At 65.0% G+C, this 17104-nt stretch carries 13 protein-coding genes; 5 read left to right on the plus strand and 8 right to left on the minus strand.

The window, feature by feature from the left end:
* Window positions 1–10: 10 nt before the first annotated feature.
* Entirely contained in the window at window positions 11–838 is an 828-nt protein-coding gene (locus tag R4P57_RS20820) for a class I SAM-dependent methyltransferase (protein ID WP_317804726.1), read from the minus strand.
* A gap of 215 nt (window positions 839–1053) precedes the next feature.
* On the opposite strand from R4P57_RS20820, the gene rpsA reads away from it, so the two are divergent.
* Complete coding sequence (rpsA, locus tag R4P57_RS20825) at window positions 1054–2532, plus strand: 30S ribosomal protein S1 (protein WP_027497255.1); 1479 nt, start codon at window positions 1054–1056, stop codon at window positions 2530–2532.
* A gap of 156 nt (window positions 2533–2688) precedes the next feature.
* On the opposite strand, the gene R4P57_RS20830 is transcribed toward rpsA, so the two are convergent.
* Window positions 2689–2898: a hypothetical protein gene (locus R4P57_RS20830; RefSeq protein ID WP_317804727.1), complete on the minus strand. Its 210-nt coding sequence runs from the start codon at window positions 2896–2898 to the stop codon at window positions 2689–2691.
* A gap of 129 nt (window positions 2899–3027) precedes the next feature.
* Here R4P57_RS20830 and coaE point away from each other — a divergent pair, with 129 nt between their 5' ends.
* A complete protein-coding gene (coaE, locus tag R4P57_RS20835) occupies window positions 3028–4245 on the plus strand; it encodes a dephospho-CoA kinase (protein WP_317804728.1) in 1218 nt (405 codons plus the stop codon).
* Window positions 4246–4276: 31 nt separating this feature from the next.
* Here the strand turns inward: coaE and R4P57_RS20840 are convergent, their stop codons facing one another.
* The gene (locus R4P57_RS20840; RefSeq protein WP_317804730.1) at window positions 4277–4822 is read right to left on the minus strand and encodes a DUF402 domain-containing protein; all 546 of its coding nucleotides are present in this window, start codon (window positions 4820–4822) and stop codon (window positions 4277–4279) included.
* 78 nt (window positions 4823–4900) lie between these two features.
* Between R4P57_RS20840 and uvrB the strand changes: the two genes are divergently transcribed.
* Window positions 4901–7063: an excinuclease ABC subunit UvrB gene (gene uvrB, locus R4P57_RS20845; protein ID WP_317804731.1), complete on the plus strand. Its 2163-nt coding sequence runs from the start codon at window positions 4901–4903 to the stop codon at window positions 7061–7063.
* Window positions 7064–7093: 30 nt separating this feature from the next.
* Window positions 7094–7960: an SCO6745 family protein gene (locus R4P57_RS20850; RefSeq protein ID WP_317804732.1), complete on the plus strand. Its 867-nt coding sequence runs from the start codon at window positions 7094–7096 to the stop codon at window positions 7958–7960.
* Window positions 7961–7966: 6 nt separating this feature from the next.
* Here R4P57_RS20850 and R4P57_RS20855 read toward each other — a convergent pair whose 3' ends face one another.
* On the minus strand, window positions 7967–8824 hold the full coding sequence (locus tag R4P57_RS20855; RefSeq protein WP_317804734.1) for an ABC transporter permease: 858 nt from the start codon (window positions 8822–8824) through the stop codon (window positions 7967–7969).
* Window positions 8821–11670, minus strand: a complete 2850-nt coding sequence (locus R4P57_RS20860) for an alpha/beta fold hydrolase (RefSeq protein ID WP_317804736.1) — start codon at window positions 11668–11670, stop codon at window positions 8821–8823. The genes R4P57_RS20855 and R4P57_RS20860 overlap by 4 nt, the downstream gene beginning before the upstream one ends.
* Window positions 11671–11852: 182 nt before the next feature.
* Here R4P57_RS20860 and R4P57_RS20865 point away from each other — a divergent pair, with 182 nt between their 5' ends.
* Entirely contained in the window at window positions 11853–12305 is a 453-nt protein-coding gene (locus R4P57_RS20865; RefSeq protein ID WP_032378962.1) for a universal stress protein, read from the plus strand.
* Window positions 12306–12374: 69 nt separating this feature from the next.
* Here the strand turns inward: R4P57_RS20865 and R4P57_RS20870 are convergent, their stop codons facing one another.
* From R4P57_RS20870 to R4P57_RS20880, 3 genes are all read right to left on the minus strand, one after another.
* Window positions 12375–14696: a HelD family protein gene (locus R4P57_RS20870; protein WP_317804737.1), complete on the minus strand. Its 2322-nt coding sequence runs from the start codon at window positions 14694–14696 to the stop codon at window positions 12375–12377.
* Window positions 14697–14845: 149 nt separating this feature from the next.
* Entirely contained in the window at window positions 14846–16042 is a 1197-nt protein-coding gene (locus R4P57_RS20875; protein ID WP_317804738.1) for a DoxX family protein, read from the minus strand.
* Window positions 16043–16178: 136 nt separating this feature from the next.
* Window positions 16179–16868 (minus strand): MBL fold metallo-hydrolase, encoded by a 690-nt coding sequence (locus tag R4P57_RS20880; RefSeq protein ID WP_317804779.1) that lies wholly within the window; start codon window positions 16866–16868, stop codon window positions 16179–16181.
* Window positions 16869–17104 lie beyond the last annotated feature (236 nt).

The following is a 17104-nucleotide window of genomic DNA, read 5'->3' on the forward strand; positions in this document are numbered from 1 at the left end:
GCGCTCTCGGTCAGAGCGGTTTGCGGCTGCTGAAGATTGCGGTGCCGGGAAAGAGCTGGCCGCGCAGTGGGCTCCACTGACCCCACTCGCGGTCGAGCCACTCCGGCCAGTCCGGCTCGACGATGTCGCGTACCTCGAGACCTGCGGCGACCAGCTCGCGCACGCGATCACCGATCGTGCGGTGATGCTCCACGTAATTGGGGGTCCCGTCGGCGTCGTACTCGACGTACGGGGTTCGATCGAAGTACGGAATCGTCGCGGTCAGACCGCCCACCCCGGGATCGTCGGGGAACACCCAGCGCATCGGATGATTGACCGCGAACACCCAGATCCCGCCCGGCCGCAGTACCCGGGCAACTTCCTTCATCACATTGGCGGAGTCCGCGACGAACGGCACCGCGCCGAAGGCCGAGCAGACGATGTCGAATCGCTCGTCGGCGAACGGCAAGGACTCGGCACTGGCCTGTACCAGGGGAACCGTCGACCCGCCCGCGGCCATGGCATCGACGCCGCGCTGCAACATGCCCATCGAGATGTCGAGACCGATCGCGTGCGCACCCTGGGTCCCGAGCCAGCGGGCGCACGGTGCGCTGCCGCAGCCCACCTCGAGGACGTCCTTGCCCGCGACATCACCCAGCAGATGCACGTCGCCCTCGTGCAGCCCCTCCGGGCACCAGACGAACTCCCCGGATTCGGTCGACACTCCCAGAAACGCGCCGTGCGTACGGTGGTAGCTCTCGGCGTCGGAATCCCACCAGATACGACTCGCGCGGTCGCTCGCGACCGAATCGATTCGGTCGCGGCCGGGAGTGGACGACGGTGTGGAAAGATCGGTCACACGCCGACTCTAACCGGGTTTGTGCTGGTACTGCGGCATCGCGTACCCTGTTCAACGCGAGTGTGTTCATGCTGCGCCCAGGTCGGGTTCGCTCGACGTCGGCGCATACGGATCCGGCAACGGTTTCGCCGAAGATGCTCGTGCTGCACACGTTTCACCAAGTCCGACCGAACATCCATCAACCGATACCCAACCCGTCCGGAGCAACTCAACACATGCCCTCAACCACAACCTCACCGCAGGTAGCCGTCAACGATATCGGCTCCGCAGAGGATTTTCTCGCCGCCATCGACGCCACGATCAAGTACTTCAACGATGGTGACATCGTCGAGGGCACCATCGTCAAGGTCGATCGTGACGAGGTTCTACTCGACATCGGTTACAAGACCGAAGGCGTCATTCCTTCCCGCGAGCTCTCCATCAAGCACGACGTCGACCCCAACGAGGTCGTCTCCGTGGGAGATGAGATCGAAGCACTCGTCCTCACCAAGGAGGACAAGGAAGGCCGTCTGATCCTGTCCAAGAAGCGAGCTCAGTACGAGCGCGCTTGGGGCACGATCGAGGAGCTCAAGGAGAAGGACGAGGCCGTCAAGGGCACCGTCATCGAGGTCGTCAAGGGTGGACTCATCCTCGACATCGGTCTTCGTGGCTTCCTCCCCGCCTCGCTCGTCGAGATGCGTCGCGTCCGCGATCTCCAGCCGTACGTCGGCAAGGAGATCGAGGCCAAGATCATCGAGCTCGACAAGAACCGCAACAACGTGGTCCTGTCGCGCCGTGCATGGCTCGAGCAGACCCAGTCCGAGGTCCGCAGCGAATTCCTGCACCAGCTCCAGAAGGGCCAGGTCCGCAAGGGCGTCGTGTCCTCCATCGTCAACTTCGGTGCCTTCGTGGACCTGGGTGGCGTCGACGGACTCGTGCACGTCTCCGAGCTGTCCTGGAAGCACATCGATCACCCGTCCGAGGTTGTCGAGGTCGGCACCGAGGTCACCGTCGAGGTTCTCGACGTCGACTTGGACCGCGAGCGTGTTTCCCTGTCGCTCAAGGCAACTCAGGAAGATCCGTGGCGCCAGTTCGCTCGCACCCACGCGATCGGCCAGATCGTGCCCGGCAAGGTCACCAAGCTGGTTCCCTTCGGTGCATTCGTGCGCGTCGAAGAGGGCATCGAGGGCCTCGTGCACATCTCCGAGTTGGCCGAGCGCCACGTGGAGGTTCCGGACCAGGTCGTGGGTGTCGGCGACGACGCACTCGTCAAGGTCATCGACATCGATCTCGAGCGTCGCCGGATTTCGTTGAGCCTCAAGCAGGCCAACGAGGACTACGCAGAAGAGTTCGATCCGTCCAAGTACGGCATGGCCGACTCGTACGACGAGGGTGGCAACTACATCTTCCCCGAGGGCTTCGACTCCGAGACCAACGAATGGCTCGAAGGTTACGAGAAGCAGCGTGAAGAGTGGGAAGGTCGCTACGCCGAGGCAGAGCGTCGCCACAAGATGCACACCGCTCAGATGGAGAAGACGGCCAAGGACGAAGCTGCCGAAGCCGCCAACACCAACTACTCCTCCGAGTCGGGTCAGGCCCCCGCCGATGCAGAAGGCGACGCTCCCGCAGCGTCGGCTCCGGCCTCGACCGGTGGATCGCTGGCCAGCGATGCGCAGCTCGCTGCACTTCGCGAGAAGCTGTCGGGCAACGCCTGATAGAAGTGGTCCGCCCGTGAGGGTGTGACACCGAGCCCCGGTTCTCCACGTGAGAACCGGGGCTTTCTCGTTCGAATCAGGTGAGCAGAGACTCTGCGGACACGACAATGGACCCGGTTCGGATGAACCGGGTCCATGGTGGAGGGGGAGTGCGAACTACGCGGCGGTGGCTGGACTCCACTGGCCGACGCTCGTCGTCCGCTTGCGCATGGTGGCGAAGCTGTGGCGGGCGGGGGTCAGGAGGTTGGTGAACCAGTTACGCCGATGGTCGGCCAACGCCGAGGCTACTTCCGGGATGAGAATGCAATGGACGCCTGCATCCATGCCAAGGCGGTGCCGACCCGGTTGGATCTGATTGCTTCGCATGGGTGTCCTTTTCAATAGCTGTGGGTCGGCACATCGAGGTTGCGCTCGTCGAAGATAACCGACCGACCTCCCAAACCGGTGCATTTGAGGCTGGTGTGCTTCGGCGTGTTCGAGTGTCAGACTGGGTGCATGCTGAGACTGGGACTGACCGGTGGAATAGGTGCCGGAAAATCGACCGTTGCCAAGGTGCTGACCGAACTCGGGGGAGTGCTCGTCGACTCCGATGTACTTGCCCGTGAAGTCGTGGAGCCGGGAACGCCTGGGCTGCAACGACTGACGGATACCTTCGGAGCCGACATTCTCGCACCCGATGGCTCGCTCGACCGTCCGGCATTGGCGGCCAAGGCATTCGGAGACGATGAATCCCGCAAGAAGCTCAACGCCATCGTTCATCCGTTGGTCGGTGCGCGCACCGCCGAGATCATCGACGGAGCAGCGACGGATGCAGTAGTGGTGCAGGACATTCCGCTCCTCGTCGAGGGATCGATGGGCCCGTTCTTTCACCTCGTGGTCATCGTCTGGGTCGACGCCGAGGAACGGGTGCGTCGTCTCACGGGACAGCGAGGCATGCCCGAGGTCGACGCTCGCGCGCGGATCGCAGCGCAGGCAACCGATGATGCGCGCCGAGCCGCGGCAGACGTGTGGATCGACAACACCGGTGCGCCGGGCAGTGTCGACGACGAGGTCCGAGCCCTGTGGAACGACCGTCTGATTCCCTTCGAGCGCAACATCAGGGATGGGGTCATCGCGCGTGTTCATCCGGAACAGGTGACGGCCGACCCCACGTGGGAATCGCAGGCCCGACGCATCATCTCGCGCCTGGCCCTTGCCTGCGCCGACAAAGCAGTCCGAATCGACCACATCGGCTCCACCGCAGTGCCCGGCCTCGACGCCAAGGACGTCATCGACATCCAGATCACCGTGCGAGGGCTCGACGACGCTGATTCCGTCGCCGAGCAGCTGCGTGTGGCAGGGTTCCCTAGGCGAGAGGCCGGCAACTTCGACCATCCGAAGCCTGCATACGGAATCGGTGGTGAAGCCGATCCGGCCGTGTGGTCCAAGCGTTTTCACGGCAGCGCGGACCCCGGCCGGCCGGCGAACGTACACATTCGGGTGGACGGCTGGCCGAATCAGACCTTCGCTCTGCTGTTTCGTGACTGGCTGCGGGCGGACGACAGCATCACCACCGAATATTCCGGAATCAAGCGACGCGCCTCCGAGGCCGCTGCCGGAATCGCCGACTTCCGATCTGCGATCGAGGCCTACGAGAACGCGAAGGCCCCCTGGTTCGATGTGGCATACCGTCGGGCGTGGCAGTGGGCGGAGGAGACGAACTGGACCCCGTGAACCTTGCCGGGGTGAATCAGGGCGTAGTGAATCAGGGCGGTTTGCCGTTCCATTCGGTCGGCATTCCGACGGACGCGAGCCACGCGTTCAGGTCGTAGTCGTGCCGCGTCAGTCCTTCGATGGCCGTGATCGATCTGGCGAGCGCGAGCTCGGCCGTGGGGGTGTCGAGGTGTTGCGCCACCCGAGCGTCGAACAACTCGTCGACGTCCAGCAGATCGTAATCGCGGCCGGTACGGACACTGAGGTCGAGATAGTGGTCGACGGATGTCCATCGGGTGGTTCCGGCGGTGTACTCGCCGATATCGACGTAGTAGTCCTGATCGCGGGCGTGCGCAGGCAGGTAGTGGAACACCGAGGCCCGGAGCCCGAGAGCGGGCAGCAACCAGGACTCCAGGTAGTCGAAATGGGCGTGATCCGACGGGCGGGCCATGTACAGCCCCCACGGCTCGACGCGGTATTCGTCGACGACACGGACGAACCCCTTGGGATCCACGTTCGTCTTGGCGACGAGGTCGAACGTCTCGTGCTTGGGGGCATGAACGACGGTGTGCGCACCGGCTGACGTGTGAGCGACCATGCCTGTAGAAGCTACCGGGAACCGGCGTCCCTGGTCTGTCCGACGGAACATGTCGGTGGTCGCGTCTACGCTTGTGAAATGGCGTTTGCATCCGAACATCCCGTTGTCGCGCACTCCGAACACCGTCCGGTGGGCGCAATCGAGCGCACCGGACCTGCGTTCGAGGTCGTCAGCGAACACATACCGGCAGGCGATCAGCCGACCGCCATCGCCGAGCTCGAACGTCGGATCAGGGCGGACGAGAAGGACATCGTGTTGCTCGGTGCCACCGGTACCGGCAAATCGGCCACCACTGCCTGGCTCATCGAGAAGCTGCAGCGCCCAACCCTGGTGATGGCACCGAACAAGACGTTGGCGGCGCAGTTGGCGAACGAGCTGCGAGACATGTTGCCCAACAACGCAGTCGAGTACTTCGTCTCGTACTACGATTACTACCAGCCCGAGGCGTACATCGCGCAGACCGACACCTACATCGAGAAGGACTCGTCCGTCAACGACGATGTCGAGCGCCTGCGGCACTCGGCGACGGCATCCCTGCTCTCGCGCCGCGACGTGGTCGTGGTGGCGTCGGTGTCGTGCATCTACGGTCTCGGTACCCCGCAGTCGTACGTCGATCGGTCGATCGAGCTGGAGGTCAACGTCGAAGTGCAGCGTGACGCGCTGCTCCGCCTGCTGGTGGACGTCCAGTACACCCGCAACGACATGGCCTTCACCCGCGGATCGTTCCGGGTTCGCGGTGACACCGTCGAGATCATTCCGTCCTACGAGGAACTGGCGATTCGCATCGAGTTCTTCGGCGACGAGATCGAAGCTCTGTACTACCTCCATCCGCTCACCGGCGACATCGTTCGGAAGGTCGATTCGGTGCGCATCTTCCCGGCCACGCACTACGTTGCCGGTCCGGAGCGGATGGAACGAGCCGTCAAGGACATCGAAGCCGAACTCGAAGCACGTCTGGCCGAGCTGGAGGGCAAAGGGAAGCTGCTCGAGGCGCAGCGGCTGCGGATGCGGACCCAATACGACCTGGAGATGATCAAGCAGGTCGGGTTCTGCTCAGGTATCGAGAACTACTCGCGGCACATCGACGGTCGCGGCGCGGGCACCGCGCCCGCCACGCTGATCGATTACTTTCCCGAGGACTTTCTGATGGTCATCGACGAGTCGCACGTGACCGTGCCGCAGATCGGGGCCATGTACGAGGGCGACATGTCGCGCAAGCGCAACCTCGTCGACTTCGGCTTCCGCTTGCCGTCCGCGACCGACAACCGACCGTTGACGTGGGAGGAGTTCACGCAGCGGATCGGCCAGACGGTGTATCTCTCGGCAACGCCGGGAAAGTACGAGTTGGGGCAGACCGGGGGAGAGTTCGTCGAGCAGGTGATCCGCCCCACCGGACTCGTCGATCCTCAGGTCGTCATCAAGCCGACCAAGGGACAGATCGACGACCTGGTCCATCAGATCCGAGAACGCGCCGAGAAGGACGAGCGTGTTCTGGTGACCACGCTGACCAAGAAGATGTCGGAGGATCTGACCGACTACCTGCTCGAACTGGGTATTCGCGTCCGATACCTGCACTCCGACATCGACACGCTGCGCCGCGTCGAACTGCTCCGGCAACTCCGGCTGGGCGAGTACGACGTGCTGGTGGGCATCAACCTGCTTCGTGAGGGTCTCGACCTGCCCGAAGTCTCCTTGGTGGCGATTCTCGACGCCGACAAGGAAGGCTTCCTTCGCAGCGGTACCAGCCTCATCCAGACCATCGGCCGTGCCGCGCGAAACGTCTCCGGTGAGGTCCACATGTACGCCGACAAGATGACCGATTCGATGACCTACGCGATCGAGGAAACCGAGCGTCGGCGTGAGAAGCAGATCGCGTACAACAAGGAGCGAGGCGTCGATCCGCAGCCGCTGCGCAAGAAGATCGCCGACATTCTCGACCAGGTGTATCAGGAAGCCGAGGACACCGATTCCGTCGTCGAAGTCGGTGGATCCGGTCGCAACGCCAGCCGGGGTCGCCGAGCGCAGGGCGAAGCGGGCAGGTCGGTCAGCTCCGGTGTGTACGAGGGTCAGGACGTGTCGTCGATGCCGCGCGCCGAGCTGGCCGATCTGATCAAGAACATGACCGATCAGATGATGAACGCGGCACGCGAGCTCAAGTTCGAGCTCGCCGGCCGACTGCGCGACGAGATCCAGGATCTGAAGAAGGAACTGCGCGGGATGGATGCGGCCGGGCTCAAATAGGACGGGCTGGAGACGCGATACGGTTCAGCGATGGACGCAACCACCGCCGGCCGCAGCTCTCGCGCGCTCGAACTGATTCACTCGATGACCTATTTCCTTCCGGAGACGCAGGACGCGCTCGTCGCCGCCGGGTTGCCGCCGCGGGCCTGCTATTTCGCGGGCCGGGCAGCGCCTCTGGGGCGGGTCGGCGCAGGTGTCGTCACCGCCACGTTCTACAACTTCAACCGAGAGCTGGTGGCACCGCTCATCCCGGCTGCCTGGGACATCGCGTCCCCCGACGAGATCATGGCCATCCGGTACGCCACTCTCGATGCCGCCTTCGGTCGACTGCTCGGCCCCGACGTTCTGACGTCCGCGGACATGGCCGAGGCCGCAGAACTGGCATCGATCGCGGCCCGTGGAATTCCCGGTGACGACGGTCGACCCCTGTACGCCGCGTATGCCGAGCTCGACTGGCCTACTGCGCCGCATCTGGTGCTGTGGCACGCCCTGACTCTGATCCGCGAATACCGCGGTGACGGTCACATCGCGGCGCTGCAGACGGCGGGCCTGAGCGGTCTCGACGCGCTGATCACCCATACCGCCACCGGATACGGCTTCGAGAAGGAGTTCGCGCGCAAGCGTCGCGGATGGTCGACCGAGCAGTGGGACGGGGCGATCGCGTCTCTGGCCGACCGAGAGCTGCTCTCGTCCGACGGTGCGCTGACTCAGGACGGGAAGGATCTCCGCACGTTGGTCGAGGACATCACCAACGACCTCGCCGTTGCGCCGTGGGCCGCCCTCGGCGAGGACGGTGCCGCTCGGCTGGTCTCGCTCGCGACGCCGTGGCGCGAGACGATCGTCGGTGCGGGCGTCATTCCCGAAGGCGTCTTCGGGCCCGCGATCAAGAGGAAGTAGGCCACCTCAGCTGGTGATGTCCTTGGTGCCGAAACGTCGCCACGCGATCAACCCGAACAGCGCCGCGTACGTGATGGCCGAGAACGAGCCGACCACCATGTCGTTCCAGCCGATGCTCGTGCCGAATGCGTCGATCCAGGAATTGGCGTAGTGCCCGGGCAGGTAGTTGCGAAGTGATCCCAGTGCCGTGATCTGATCGAGAATCTGCATCAGAATCGACGTCATCACTGCGCCGCCGACGGCCCCGAGAGGGGCGTCGGTGAGCACCGACAGCAGCATCGCCAGGCCGGCGACCCACAGCAGGTTGATGCTGATGTACGCGACCGCGATCAGTAGCCGCACCAGCGAGGTGCCGTAGGGCAGTCCCTCACCCAGCGGCGTGATGAGCGACTCCGCCCCGTACATCACGGTGCCGATCAACAGGGACACCCCGACGAGCACCAGGATCGCAGCACTGGACAGCGTGGCCGACACCAATGCCTTCTGCGTCAGCAGTCGACTCCGGGGCACGGGAATGGCCAGCAGGTATCGCAGGCTGGACCACGAGGCTTCGCTGGCAACCGAGTCGCCGAAGAACAGGGCCACCACCACGATCAGCAGAAATCCCACGGACATGAACAGAGCGAAGACGGTGAAGTTCATGCCTCCGCGAGTGCCGAGCTCGATGAGCCCGTCGGCATCGGAGTCCGCACTCGAGCTGCCGACGGTGAAGGCGATGGCCAGGATCACCGGAAGCAGGGCCAGGAAGCCGATGGCCAGCTGAGTGCGGCGACGTCCGAGTTGCCTGCGCAACTCGGTACGGAACGGCAAGGTGCTGCCGCCGGTGTATCCGGCAGCGCGCCCGTCTGCGTGGGTGGTGCTCATGAGCGATCCTTGCTGGTGTCGGACCGTGGGGTGTCTTTGTGGACGAGGTCGAGGAACACATCTTCGAGGCGCGTCGATTGCGAGAATCCGCGCACCGAGACCCCTGCGGTGACGAGCTCCCTGATCACGACGGCGGAATCCGCGTCGGTCAGGTCGACGGTCACCGTGCCGTCGTCGACGATCACTGCACCGTCGTGGCCGGAGGCGTCGAGCACCGACTGCGCGCGGGTGGCGTCGTCGACCCTGATCTCCGTTTGTCCGCCGGCCGCGGTCAGTTCGCGGACAGTGCCGGAACTGATCACCGATCCGCGATTCATGACGACCACGTGGGTACAGGTCTGCTCCACTTCGGCGAGCAGATGGCTCGACACCAACACGGTTCGACCGGTCTTCGCGTAGTTGATCAGCACATCCCGCATCGTCCTGATCTGCGGTGGGTCGAGTCCGTTGGTCGGTTCGTCGAGGACCATCAGATCCGGCAGCCCCAGCATGGCCTGGGCGATCGCGAGCCGCTGCCGCATGCCTTGGCTGTACGACTTGACCTTGCGTTCGATCGCGGTGCCGAGGTCTGCGATCTCGAGGGCTTCCTCGAGATGAGCGTCCTCGATCGGGCGGCCGGTCGCTTCCCAGTACAGCCGCAGATTCTGCGTTCCGGTCAGGTGCGGCAAGAAGCCGGATCCCTCGACGAACGAGCCCAACCTCGACAGCACCGGCGCTCCGGGCGTCACCTTGTGGCCGAAGACCCGAATGTCGCCACCGGTGGGAGTGATCAGGCCCATCAACATGCGCAGGGTCGTGGTCTTACCTGCACCGTTGGGCCCGAGGAGACCCAGAACCTGGCCCTGCTTCACCTCGAAACTGACGCCGTCGACTGCGCGGAAGCCGTTGGAGTACGTCTTGGCCAGATCGGTGATCACCAGTGGAGTGTCGATCAGACTGTCATCCACTTCGGCGACCGCGCGGCGTCTGGTCCGCACGACTCCGGCCACGATCGCACCAGCGACCGCGAGCAGGACGATCCCGATGCCGATCAGCGGTGCCACCGGAACGGTGCTGTTGGCGCTCGCCTCTGCGGGGACCGTGGGCAACGCAATGGTGTTGTCGGTCATGGCCACGCTGAACTGCGCGGGTTCGAGCGGAACGGCGTAGGCCTGATCGGTGGTGGAGATGCTCAGTTCGAGGCGATGACCCTGCTGCACGGTGTAGCTGATGCCAGGCAGCGCAACGGTGACGTCGACGGGATCGATGCCCTCGGTATCGGGCAGGCGGATCGCCGAGACCGCCCCGCCCGGAAGCGTTCTCGTGCCGTTCGGTGCGACGTCGTACAGCTTCGCGAACAGGACCGCTTGACCGGGTGAGGCCAGCGACGCCACGCGCAGGTTCACCCGCGGGGCGCCGGTGATCGTCACGGACGAATCGACGGGATCGCTGGTGAACGTTGCCGACTGGCCCGGCAGGTCCGCGGTCAGGGCTGCTCCGGCCCCGGTCGATCCGAGAGTCGAAAGCACCGAGCCCAAACCGGGGATCGACGAGATCGCCGACGGCGACGCTCCGGGTGGGCGAATGATCGACTGGTTCTCCGCAGTGGGAGCGAATGTCACCGATTCGGTCTCCGTGGGATCGGATGCGGAGGTCAGTCCCGGGTAGGCAGGAGCCGTCAATCGGCGGTCACGGTCGCCGCCGCGTTCGTCGGCTGCACGCTGAGTCGAGTAGACGAACGGTGTGCTTCCGGTCGGAGTGGAGGTGCCTTTCAGCGTCTGGTCGAAGAAGTCGGCGATGGCCCGGTCGCTCGTGCCGTCCGTTCCGCCGGCGTCGTGGCCGCCGTCGAACCATCGCACGGTGACGTTCCCACCTGCAGCGGCGATCTGACGGGCTGTCGCGTCGGCCTGATCCAGACCGAACAGCGTGTCCTGGGTGCCCTGAACCAACAGGGTCGGTGCGATGATGTTCGACGCCACCGCGACCGGCGAGTGGGCGGTCAGCAGATCGAGGAGTTGTTGGCTGGGGATTCCGGTCACTGCGGATTGGGTGTAGGCGTCGCAGAACTCGGGTGCGAACCGTCCGCAGGCCGAGGTGCCCTGTGCGGTGCCGGAATCGGTGCCATCGTCGCCGCTGCCGCCGGGCGCTGGACTCGCTGCGCCCACTCCGAAGAACACCCCGGCCCAGCCGCGCTTGAGCACGCCGGGTCCGCCGTATTCGGCAGCTGCGGGAGTGACGGTGTCGCCGAGGGCTTCTCGGCCCTCGGCGGAGGTGACGCCGTAATTGGGGAACAGAGCCTGACCCAGGTCGTTCCAGGTGATCGCTGCGGCTATCGAATCGATCCGGGGGTCGGTGCCGCCTGCACTCAGTGCCAGTGCGCCGCCGTACGATCCGCCGGCGACACCGACGTGCGGGTCGCCGGGAGCGTCGAGTTCCACCTCCGGTTGTTCGGCGAGCCAGTTGATGAGTCCGCGAGCGTCGGCGACTTCGCGATCGGGGTCGTTGATCGAGATCGAACCCGTGCTGTCGCCGAACCCACGTGCGCTGTAGGCGAGGACGGTGTACCCGCGCGCCGCGAGGTCACGTGCCTCACCATCGACCGAGTCCTTGCTGCCGCCGAAGCCGTGGGCGAGCAGTACCGTCGGCGCGGGGGTGACGGCGGGGACGTAGAGACGGGCGTCGATGTCGACGGTGCCCGTCGACCCGGGGCCGTCCGGTAGCGTGATGCGCGCATCACGCGTGGATGTGTCGGCGCTCGAATCCTGGGGGAGGAACACGAATGCGAGGGCGGCTACCGCCAGAACCGCAATCACGGCGGCACCGACAGTCATGGCCCGTCTCGACAGTGGCGGGCGGGGAATCGGCATGGAAACCAATGTATGTGAGTGGCGCGGATCGTGTTGTTCCCCAAGTTCACGTGCCGATCGGCCGGTTCCGGCTAATGTCAGCGAATCAGTCCCCGGACCACGTCTTTCGGTCCTGTGACTTGCACCAATCGAGTTCGACCAGAAGTGTCACACCTGTGTGTGACCGACAAATGGAGGAATGAATGAGCGCCTACCGCACCGTCGTCGTCGGGACCGATGGCTCCGAATCGTCATTGCGGGCAGTGGAGAAGGCCGCGGCTCTGGCGGGAGACGCCGATGCCACTCTGGTGATCGCCTGCGCGTACTACCCGGCCGATCCGAAGGACACGTCCGCTGCCGCCGACGCATTGCGCGAGGACGCCTACCAGATCACCGGATCGGCACCGACGCGTGAGATTCTGCGCACGGCGCGCGAGCACGCCACCAAGGCCGGTGCGAAGAACATCGAGGAGAAGGCGATCGTCGGCGCTCCCGTCGAGTCGTTGCTGGCACTCGTGGACGAGGTGAAGGGTGACCTTCTCGTCGTCGGCAACCGCGGTCTGAACTCGTTGACGGGCCGCCTGTTGGGATCGGTTCCGTCGGACGCCGCTCGCAAGTCCACCTGCGATGTTCTGATCGTGCATACCGTCCGCTGATTTCACCCCGCTCGACCAACGGCCCGCTCCGTCGAATCGACGGAGCGGGCCGTTGGTGTGTGCGGTTCTCTAGGCTTCCGGCTCGAACGGCAGCAGCGCCGAGAGTTCACCCGGTAGTGCGTTCACGTGCACTACGCCGAGTCGCTGCGTGGCTCGTGTGAGCGCCACATACAGATCGTTCATACCTTTGACCGAGGCGGCCACGATGGCACCGGGTTCGACGATCAGCACCGAGTCGAACTCGAGTCCCTTGGCATCCTTGACCGTCGACACGGTGACGAGTTCCGATGCGAGATGGCGGAATCGGTCGACGTGGCCTGCGGGAACCAGCACGGCGCTCAGGCCTGGGCGCGGGTGATCAGCCACTCGCTTCTCCACCGCGGTGACCAGATCTTCCGCTGCCACTCGTTGGGCCCACGGTCGCGCTCCGGTGCTGCGAATGGACCGCGGCTCGGATTGCTCGGGATCGATGGCAGCCAACACATCGTGTGCCACGGCCATGATCTCGGACGGGGTTCGGTAGTTCACCGTCAGTTCGGTTCGCTTCCAGCGTTTGGCCACATACGGTTCGAGAACCGAACCCCATGACGAGGTCCCAGCGGGATCACCGGTCTGCGCCGTATCGCCCACCAGGGTCATCCACCGATTCGGTATGCGCCGCATCACCATTCGCCACGCCATCGCAGAGAGTTCCTGCGCCTCGTCGACGATCACGTGACCGTAGGTCCACGTTCGGTCACCGGCGGCCCGTTCGGCGGTTGTCAGTCGTTGACCCGAATTCTGCCGTCGCGCAAGCTGATCGGCATCGATGAGGTCGTAGGCCATCAGGATCTCCGGATCGAGTTCGTCCTCGAGGTCCTGAGGTGCCGAACCGGTCAGGATGTCCAGGGCGCCCTGGGCATCGGCGATCTGACCGCGCCATTGACGTTGTGCCTGTTCACGTTCGGCTGCGTCGTCGACGCCGAGCAGTTCGGCGAGTTCGTCGAGCAGGGGAGCGTCGGCCGACGAGAAACCGTGGCCCCGACGAACGAGGGCCTCACGCTCTACCTCATCCAGTGCCGGTGCCGCCGAGGCGATCTTCTCGGGAGATGCGAAAAGGTCACGGAGAACCTGCTGGGGAGACAGATCCGGCCACAGTTCGTCCACGGCGGCCATGACGTCCTGGTCCTCGCGCATCTCGTCGCGCATATCCGCGATGTCGTCGGCGCTGAGCAGGCTGGACCCGTCGACGAGGTTCTGCCCGAGTTTCGCTGCCAACTGGTTGGCCAACTGGTCGATGACCGAGGACACGAACAGCGGCCGAGCCAGGTTGTGCGGTCGCCGGGACGAGCGGGCGCGACCGCGAGCCCTGGTGACGATCTTGCGATCGAGCGTGATGTCGTAGGTGTCGAACTTCAGTCGACGGGGCTGCGCGGGGACTTCCTGACGGTCGCGTACCGCTTGGGTCAGCACCTCGACCATCGACAGCCTGCCCTTGACCTCGGTCGCCACGGCCGAGTCCTCACGTTGTGCACGGACTCCCGGGTAGAGATCGCCGATCGTGGACAGCAGCACTCCCGTCTCGCCGAGTGACGGCAGCACCTGCCCGATGTAATCGAGGAACGTGGCGTTGGGTCCGATGATCAGCACGCCGCTCTTACCGAGCTGCTGGCGGTAGGTGTAGAGCAGGTAGGCGGCGCGGTGCAGCGCGACGGCTGTCTTGCCGGTGCCCGGTCCGCCCTGAACCACCAACACACTGCGATGCTGCGATCGGATGATCGCGTCCTGCTCGCTCTGGATCGTCTCGACTATGTCGTTCATCTGACCGGTACGTGCGGCATCGAGTGCCGAGAGCAGCGCGCCTTCGCTTGCGACGCCGCCTGCCACGGCGGCATCGCTCGAAGATCGGGCGGAGTTCAGGTCGAGGAATTCGTCGGCGATCGACGTCACTCGACGACCACGGGTGCGAATATGTCTGCGCCGCAACACGTTTTCGGGTGCGGCGGGTGTCGCCAGGTAGAACGGCCGGGCCATCGGTGCTCGCCAGTCCAACAGCAGCGTCTCGTAGTCGTTCTTGTCGTCGAGAATTCCCACGCGGCCGATGTAGCGCTCGGGCCGGTCGTCGACCTTGGGGTCGAGAGAATCGGGATCGAGGTCGATGCGTCCGAAGCACAGTCCGTTCTCGGCAGCGTCGTACTTGGCGATGTCCTCGGTGTACATCTGGTTGAACGATTCGCGTTCGCTACGGGCCTGCGGGGTGCCGCCGGTCTCCAACAGAACTGCGCGCAATCGGTTCGCGGCGTACTCGCGTAACGCGTCGAGCTGCGTGTACAGCCGCGTCAGATGCGCCTGCTCGAAGTCTTCTTCGAGCGGCACGACGGAGTCGCTCGATGTGTGGCCGTCGTCCGGCAAAGGGTCTCCTCGGGAGTTCGGCCGAGGCGAAGATATCGCCTCGAAATCAGCCAGAGCAGTCTACGCCGCACAACGGCCCTGCCGCAGAACCGCTGGTTCCGGGGCAGGGCCGTCTACGCGAACGTCGCTGTGCGGCTGTCGGCGAGAAATTACTTCGCGTACTGCTGCAGCTTCTTGTCCAAGTTCTTCTGAGCCTTGGCAACTCGCTTCTCGAGCTTGGCGCGAGCCTGCTCGGTCACCTTCTCGAGTTCCTTGCTCTGCTTCTCGGCACGCTTGCGGGCGCGCTTGCTCAGCGTCTCGACGCGATCGGACGCCAGATCGGCCCACGTGGCTCCGCGCTTCTGCGCTTCGTCGGCGAGGACGGACCCCTTCTCGGCAGCCAGATCGGCGAGCTTGGACGCGCGCTTCTGCGCGACGTCGGCCAATTCGCTGCGGCGATCAGCGGCAACGTCGACGTCGACGAGCTTGGACCCGCGCTTCTGCGCGAGCTCTGCCAGGTCGGTTCCGCGGTGCGCGGCCTTGTCGGCGAGCTTGGAGCCGCGCTTCTGTGCCTCGTCGGCCAAGTCGCTACCGCGGTCGGCGGCGAGTTCGGCCAGCTTGGATCCACGCTTCTGTGCTTCCTCGGCGAGCACGGAACCCTTGTCGGCGGCCAGGTGAGCCCAGCGGTTCAATGCCGGCTGAGCGACCTCGGCCAGCTCCGAGCCCTTGTCGGTAGCGATGTCGGCGAGCTTGGCCAACTTGGGCTGGGCGACGTCGGCGAACTTGGCCAGCTTCGGCTGTGCAGCCTCGGCGAGATCGGCGCTGCGGCTTGCGGCGATGGACGCGATTTCCTTGACACGCTCACCGGTCTCGTGGGTGGAGTGCCCCGGCAGTGCCGAGACGACGGTCTCCTGCGCGCGGCGTGCTGCCCGCTTGCTACGCCATGCGACGGACGGCTTGCCCTCGGTGTCGACGGCTGCGATGAGCAGTCCGCCGAGCAGGCTCAGGTTCTTGAAGAAGTGGATACGCTGCGCGGCCTTGGCCTCCGGGTCGGTCTCGTTCCAGAAGGCGTGCCCGGCGAGCGTCGTCGGTACGAGACTTCCGGCGAGAGCGAGCGAGGCGATGCGCGGTGCCTTGCCGGTGGCCAGCAGGATGCCGCCCGCGACCTGGATTCCGCCGTTGATACGGACCAGCGTCTCCGGGTCGCTCGGCACGTTCGCGGTGACCTCGTTGGGGAGGACGTCCTTGCCCTGTTCGATCAGCGGAGTGGCGACCTGCGCCTTGCCGGTGGGATTACGGAGTGCGTCGACGCCCCCTGCGATGAAGATCGTAGACATCAGCGGACGGGCGATACGGCGGACCAGCATTGACAGCCTCCTGCGTAGTTTCTCGTGTCATCGGCGGTGGAACCAGGGCAGCACGGCGGTCCGAAAACCTACCGCCGTGCGTCCTTTTGTCACACTATTCATACCCCGTGGTTCACGGTCTCAAGCACGCCGATCGTCACCAACCCCGTGCGCGCCATTCGTCCAGGTGAGGGCGCTCGGCACCGAGCGTCGTGTCCCTTCCGTGGCCCGGGTAGACGACGGTCTCGTCGTCGAAGCGGTCGAACAATTTCGCCGTCACGTCGTCGAGCAGGTGGGCGAAATCCTCGGGGCTGCCCGTCTTGCCGACGCCACCGGGAAAGAGTGAATCTCCGGTGAAGAGGTGGGTGCGAGCGCCGTCGACATCGGTCAGCGCGAGTGCGATGGAGCCGGGGGTGTGCCCGGTCAGGTGCACCACATCGAACGTGAGCTCGCCCACCGACACGGTGTCCCGATCGGCAAGCAGGCGGTTCGGAGCCACCGGTAACGGGCCGGCATCGAGTTCGTGGGCTGCGGTCGGCGAGTCCGTACCGCCCGCGATGTCCGCCAGCGCCTGCCAATGGTCGGCGTGCTGGTGAGTCGTCACGATGAGTGTGAGGGTCGGCGCGTTCTGGTCGATGAGCAACGAGATGCGGTCGGCCTCGTTGGCGGCGTCGATCAGCACCGAGTGACCTGTTGCGGAACAGACGACAAGGTAGGTGTTGTTGTCCATGGGGCCGACCGACATCTTCGTGATCGTCGCTCCGGGAACCGTTCGCCGCTGCGGCTGCGAACTCTGAGAGACGACGCCGGTGTAGTTGTCATCGATGACCATGAGGTGCTCGTCCATTTCGAGGACGCTACCGTCGTCGACGGCACGAGGGGCGTCGGGGTCGCGCACGTGGAAAAGTGTGTCGGTGCCTGGATCTACCATTGCTACTGCGTGAGGTTCGTCCCTCACCACAACAGGTTTTCGACGTGGGGTCCACGGTTACACGACGTGTGACCGGTGCGTCGGCACCACACGCTCATCACGCGACTCGAAGGTCGTGCAGTGCTGCGCCCCGCAGCAACTCGGCTGGACGT

It is taken from the genome of Rhodococcus sp. IEGM 1330 (genome assembly GCF_033142445.1).
Lineage (GTDB): Bacteria > Actinomycetota > Actinomycetes > Mycobacteriales > Mycobacteriaceae > Rhodococcoides.

Excerpts from the sequence above, each read along its gene's own strand:
- rpsA (WP_027497255.1), top strand. The coding sequence starts at position 1,054 with ATGCCCTCAACCACAACCTCACCGCAGGTAGCCGTCAACGATATCGGC.
- R4P57_RS20830 (WP_317804727.1), bottom strand. The coding sequence starts at position 2,898 with ATGCGAAGCAATCAGATCCAACCGGGTCGGCACCGCCTTGGCATGGAT.
- coaE (WP_317804728.1), top strand. The coding sequence starts at position 3,028 with ATGCTGAGACTGGGACTGACCGGTGGAATAGGTGCCGGAAAATCGACC.
- R4P57_RS20840 (WP_317804730.1), bottom strand. The coding sequence starts at position 4,822 with ATGGTCGCTCACACGTCAGCCGGTGCGCACACCGTCGTTCATGCCCCC.
- uvrB (WP_317804731.1), top strand. The coding sequence starts at position 4,901 with ATGGCGTTTGCATCCGAACATCCCGTTGTCGCGCACTCCGAACACCGT.
- R4P57_RS20850 (WP_317804732.1), top strand. The coding sequence starts at position 7,094 with ATGGACGCAACCACCGCCGGCCGCAGCTCTCGCGCGCTCGAACTGATT.
- R4P57_RS20855 (WP_317804734.1), bottom strand. The coding sequence starts at position 8,824 with ATGAGCACCACCCACGCAGACGGGCGCGCTGCCGGATACACCGGCGGC.
- R4P57_RS20860 (WP_317804736.1), bottom strand. The coding sequence starts at position 11,670 with ATGCCGATTCCCCGCCCGCCACTGTCGAGACGGGCCATGACTGTCGGT.
- R4P57_RS20865 (WP_032378962.1), top strand. The coding sequence starts at position 11,853 with ATGAGCGCCTACCGCACCGTCGTCGTCGGGACCGATGGCTCCGAATCG.
- R4P57_RS20875 (WP_317804738.1), bottom strand. The coding sequence starts at position 16,042 with ATGCTGGTCCGCCGTATCGCCCGTCCGCTGATGTCTACGATCTTCATC.
- R4P57_RS20880 (WP_317804779.1), bottom strand. The coding sequence starts at position 16,868 with ATGGACGAGCACCTCATGGTCATCGATGACAACTACACCGGCGTCGTC.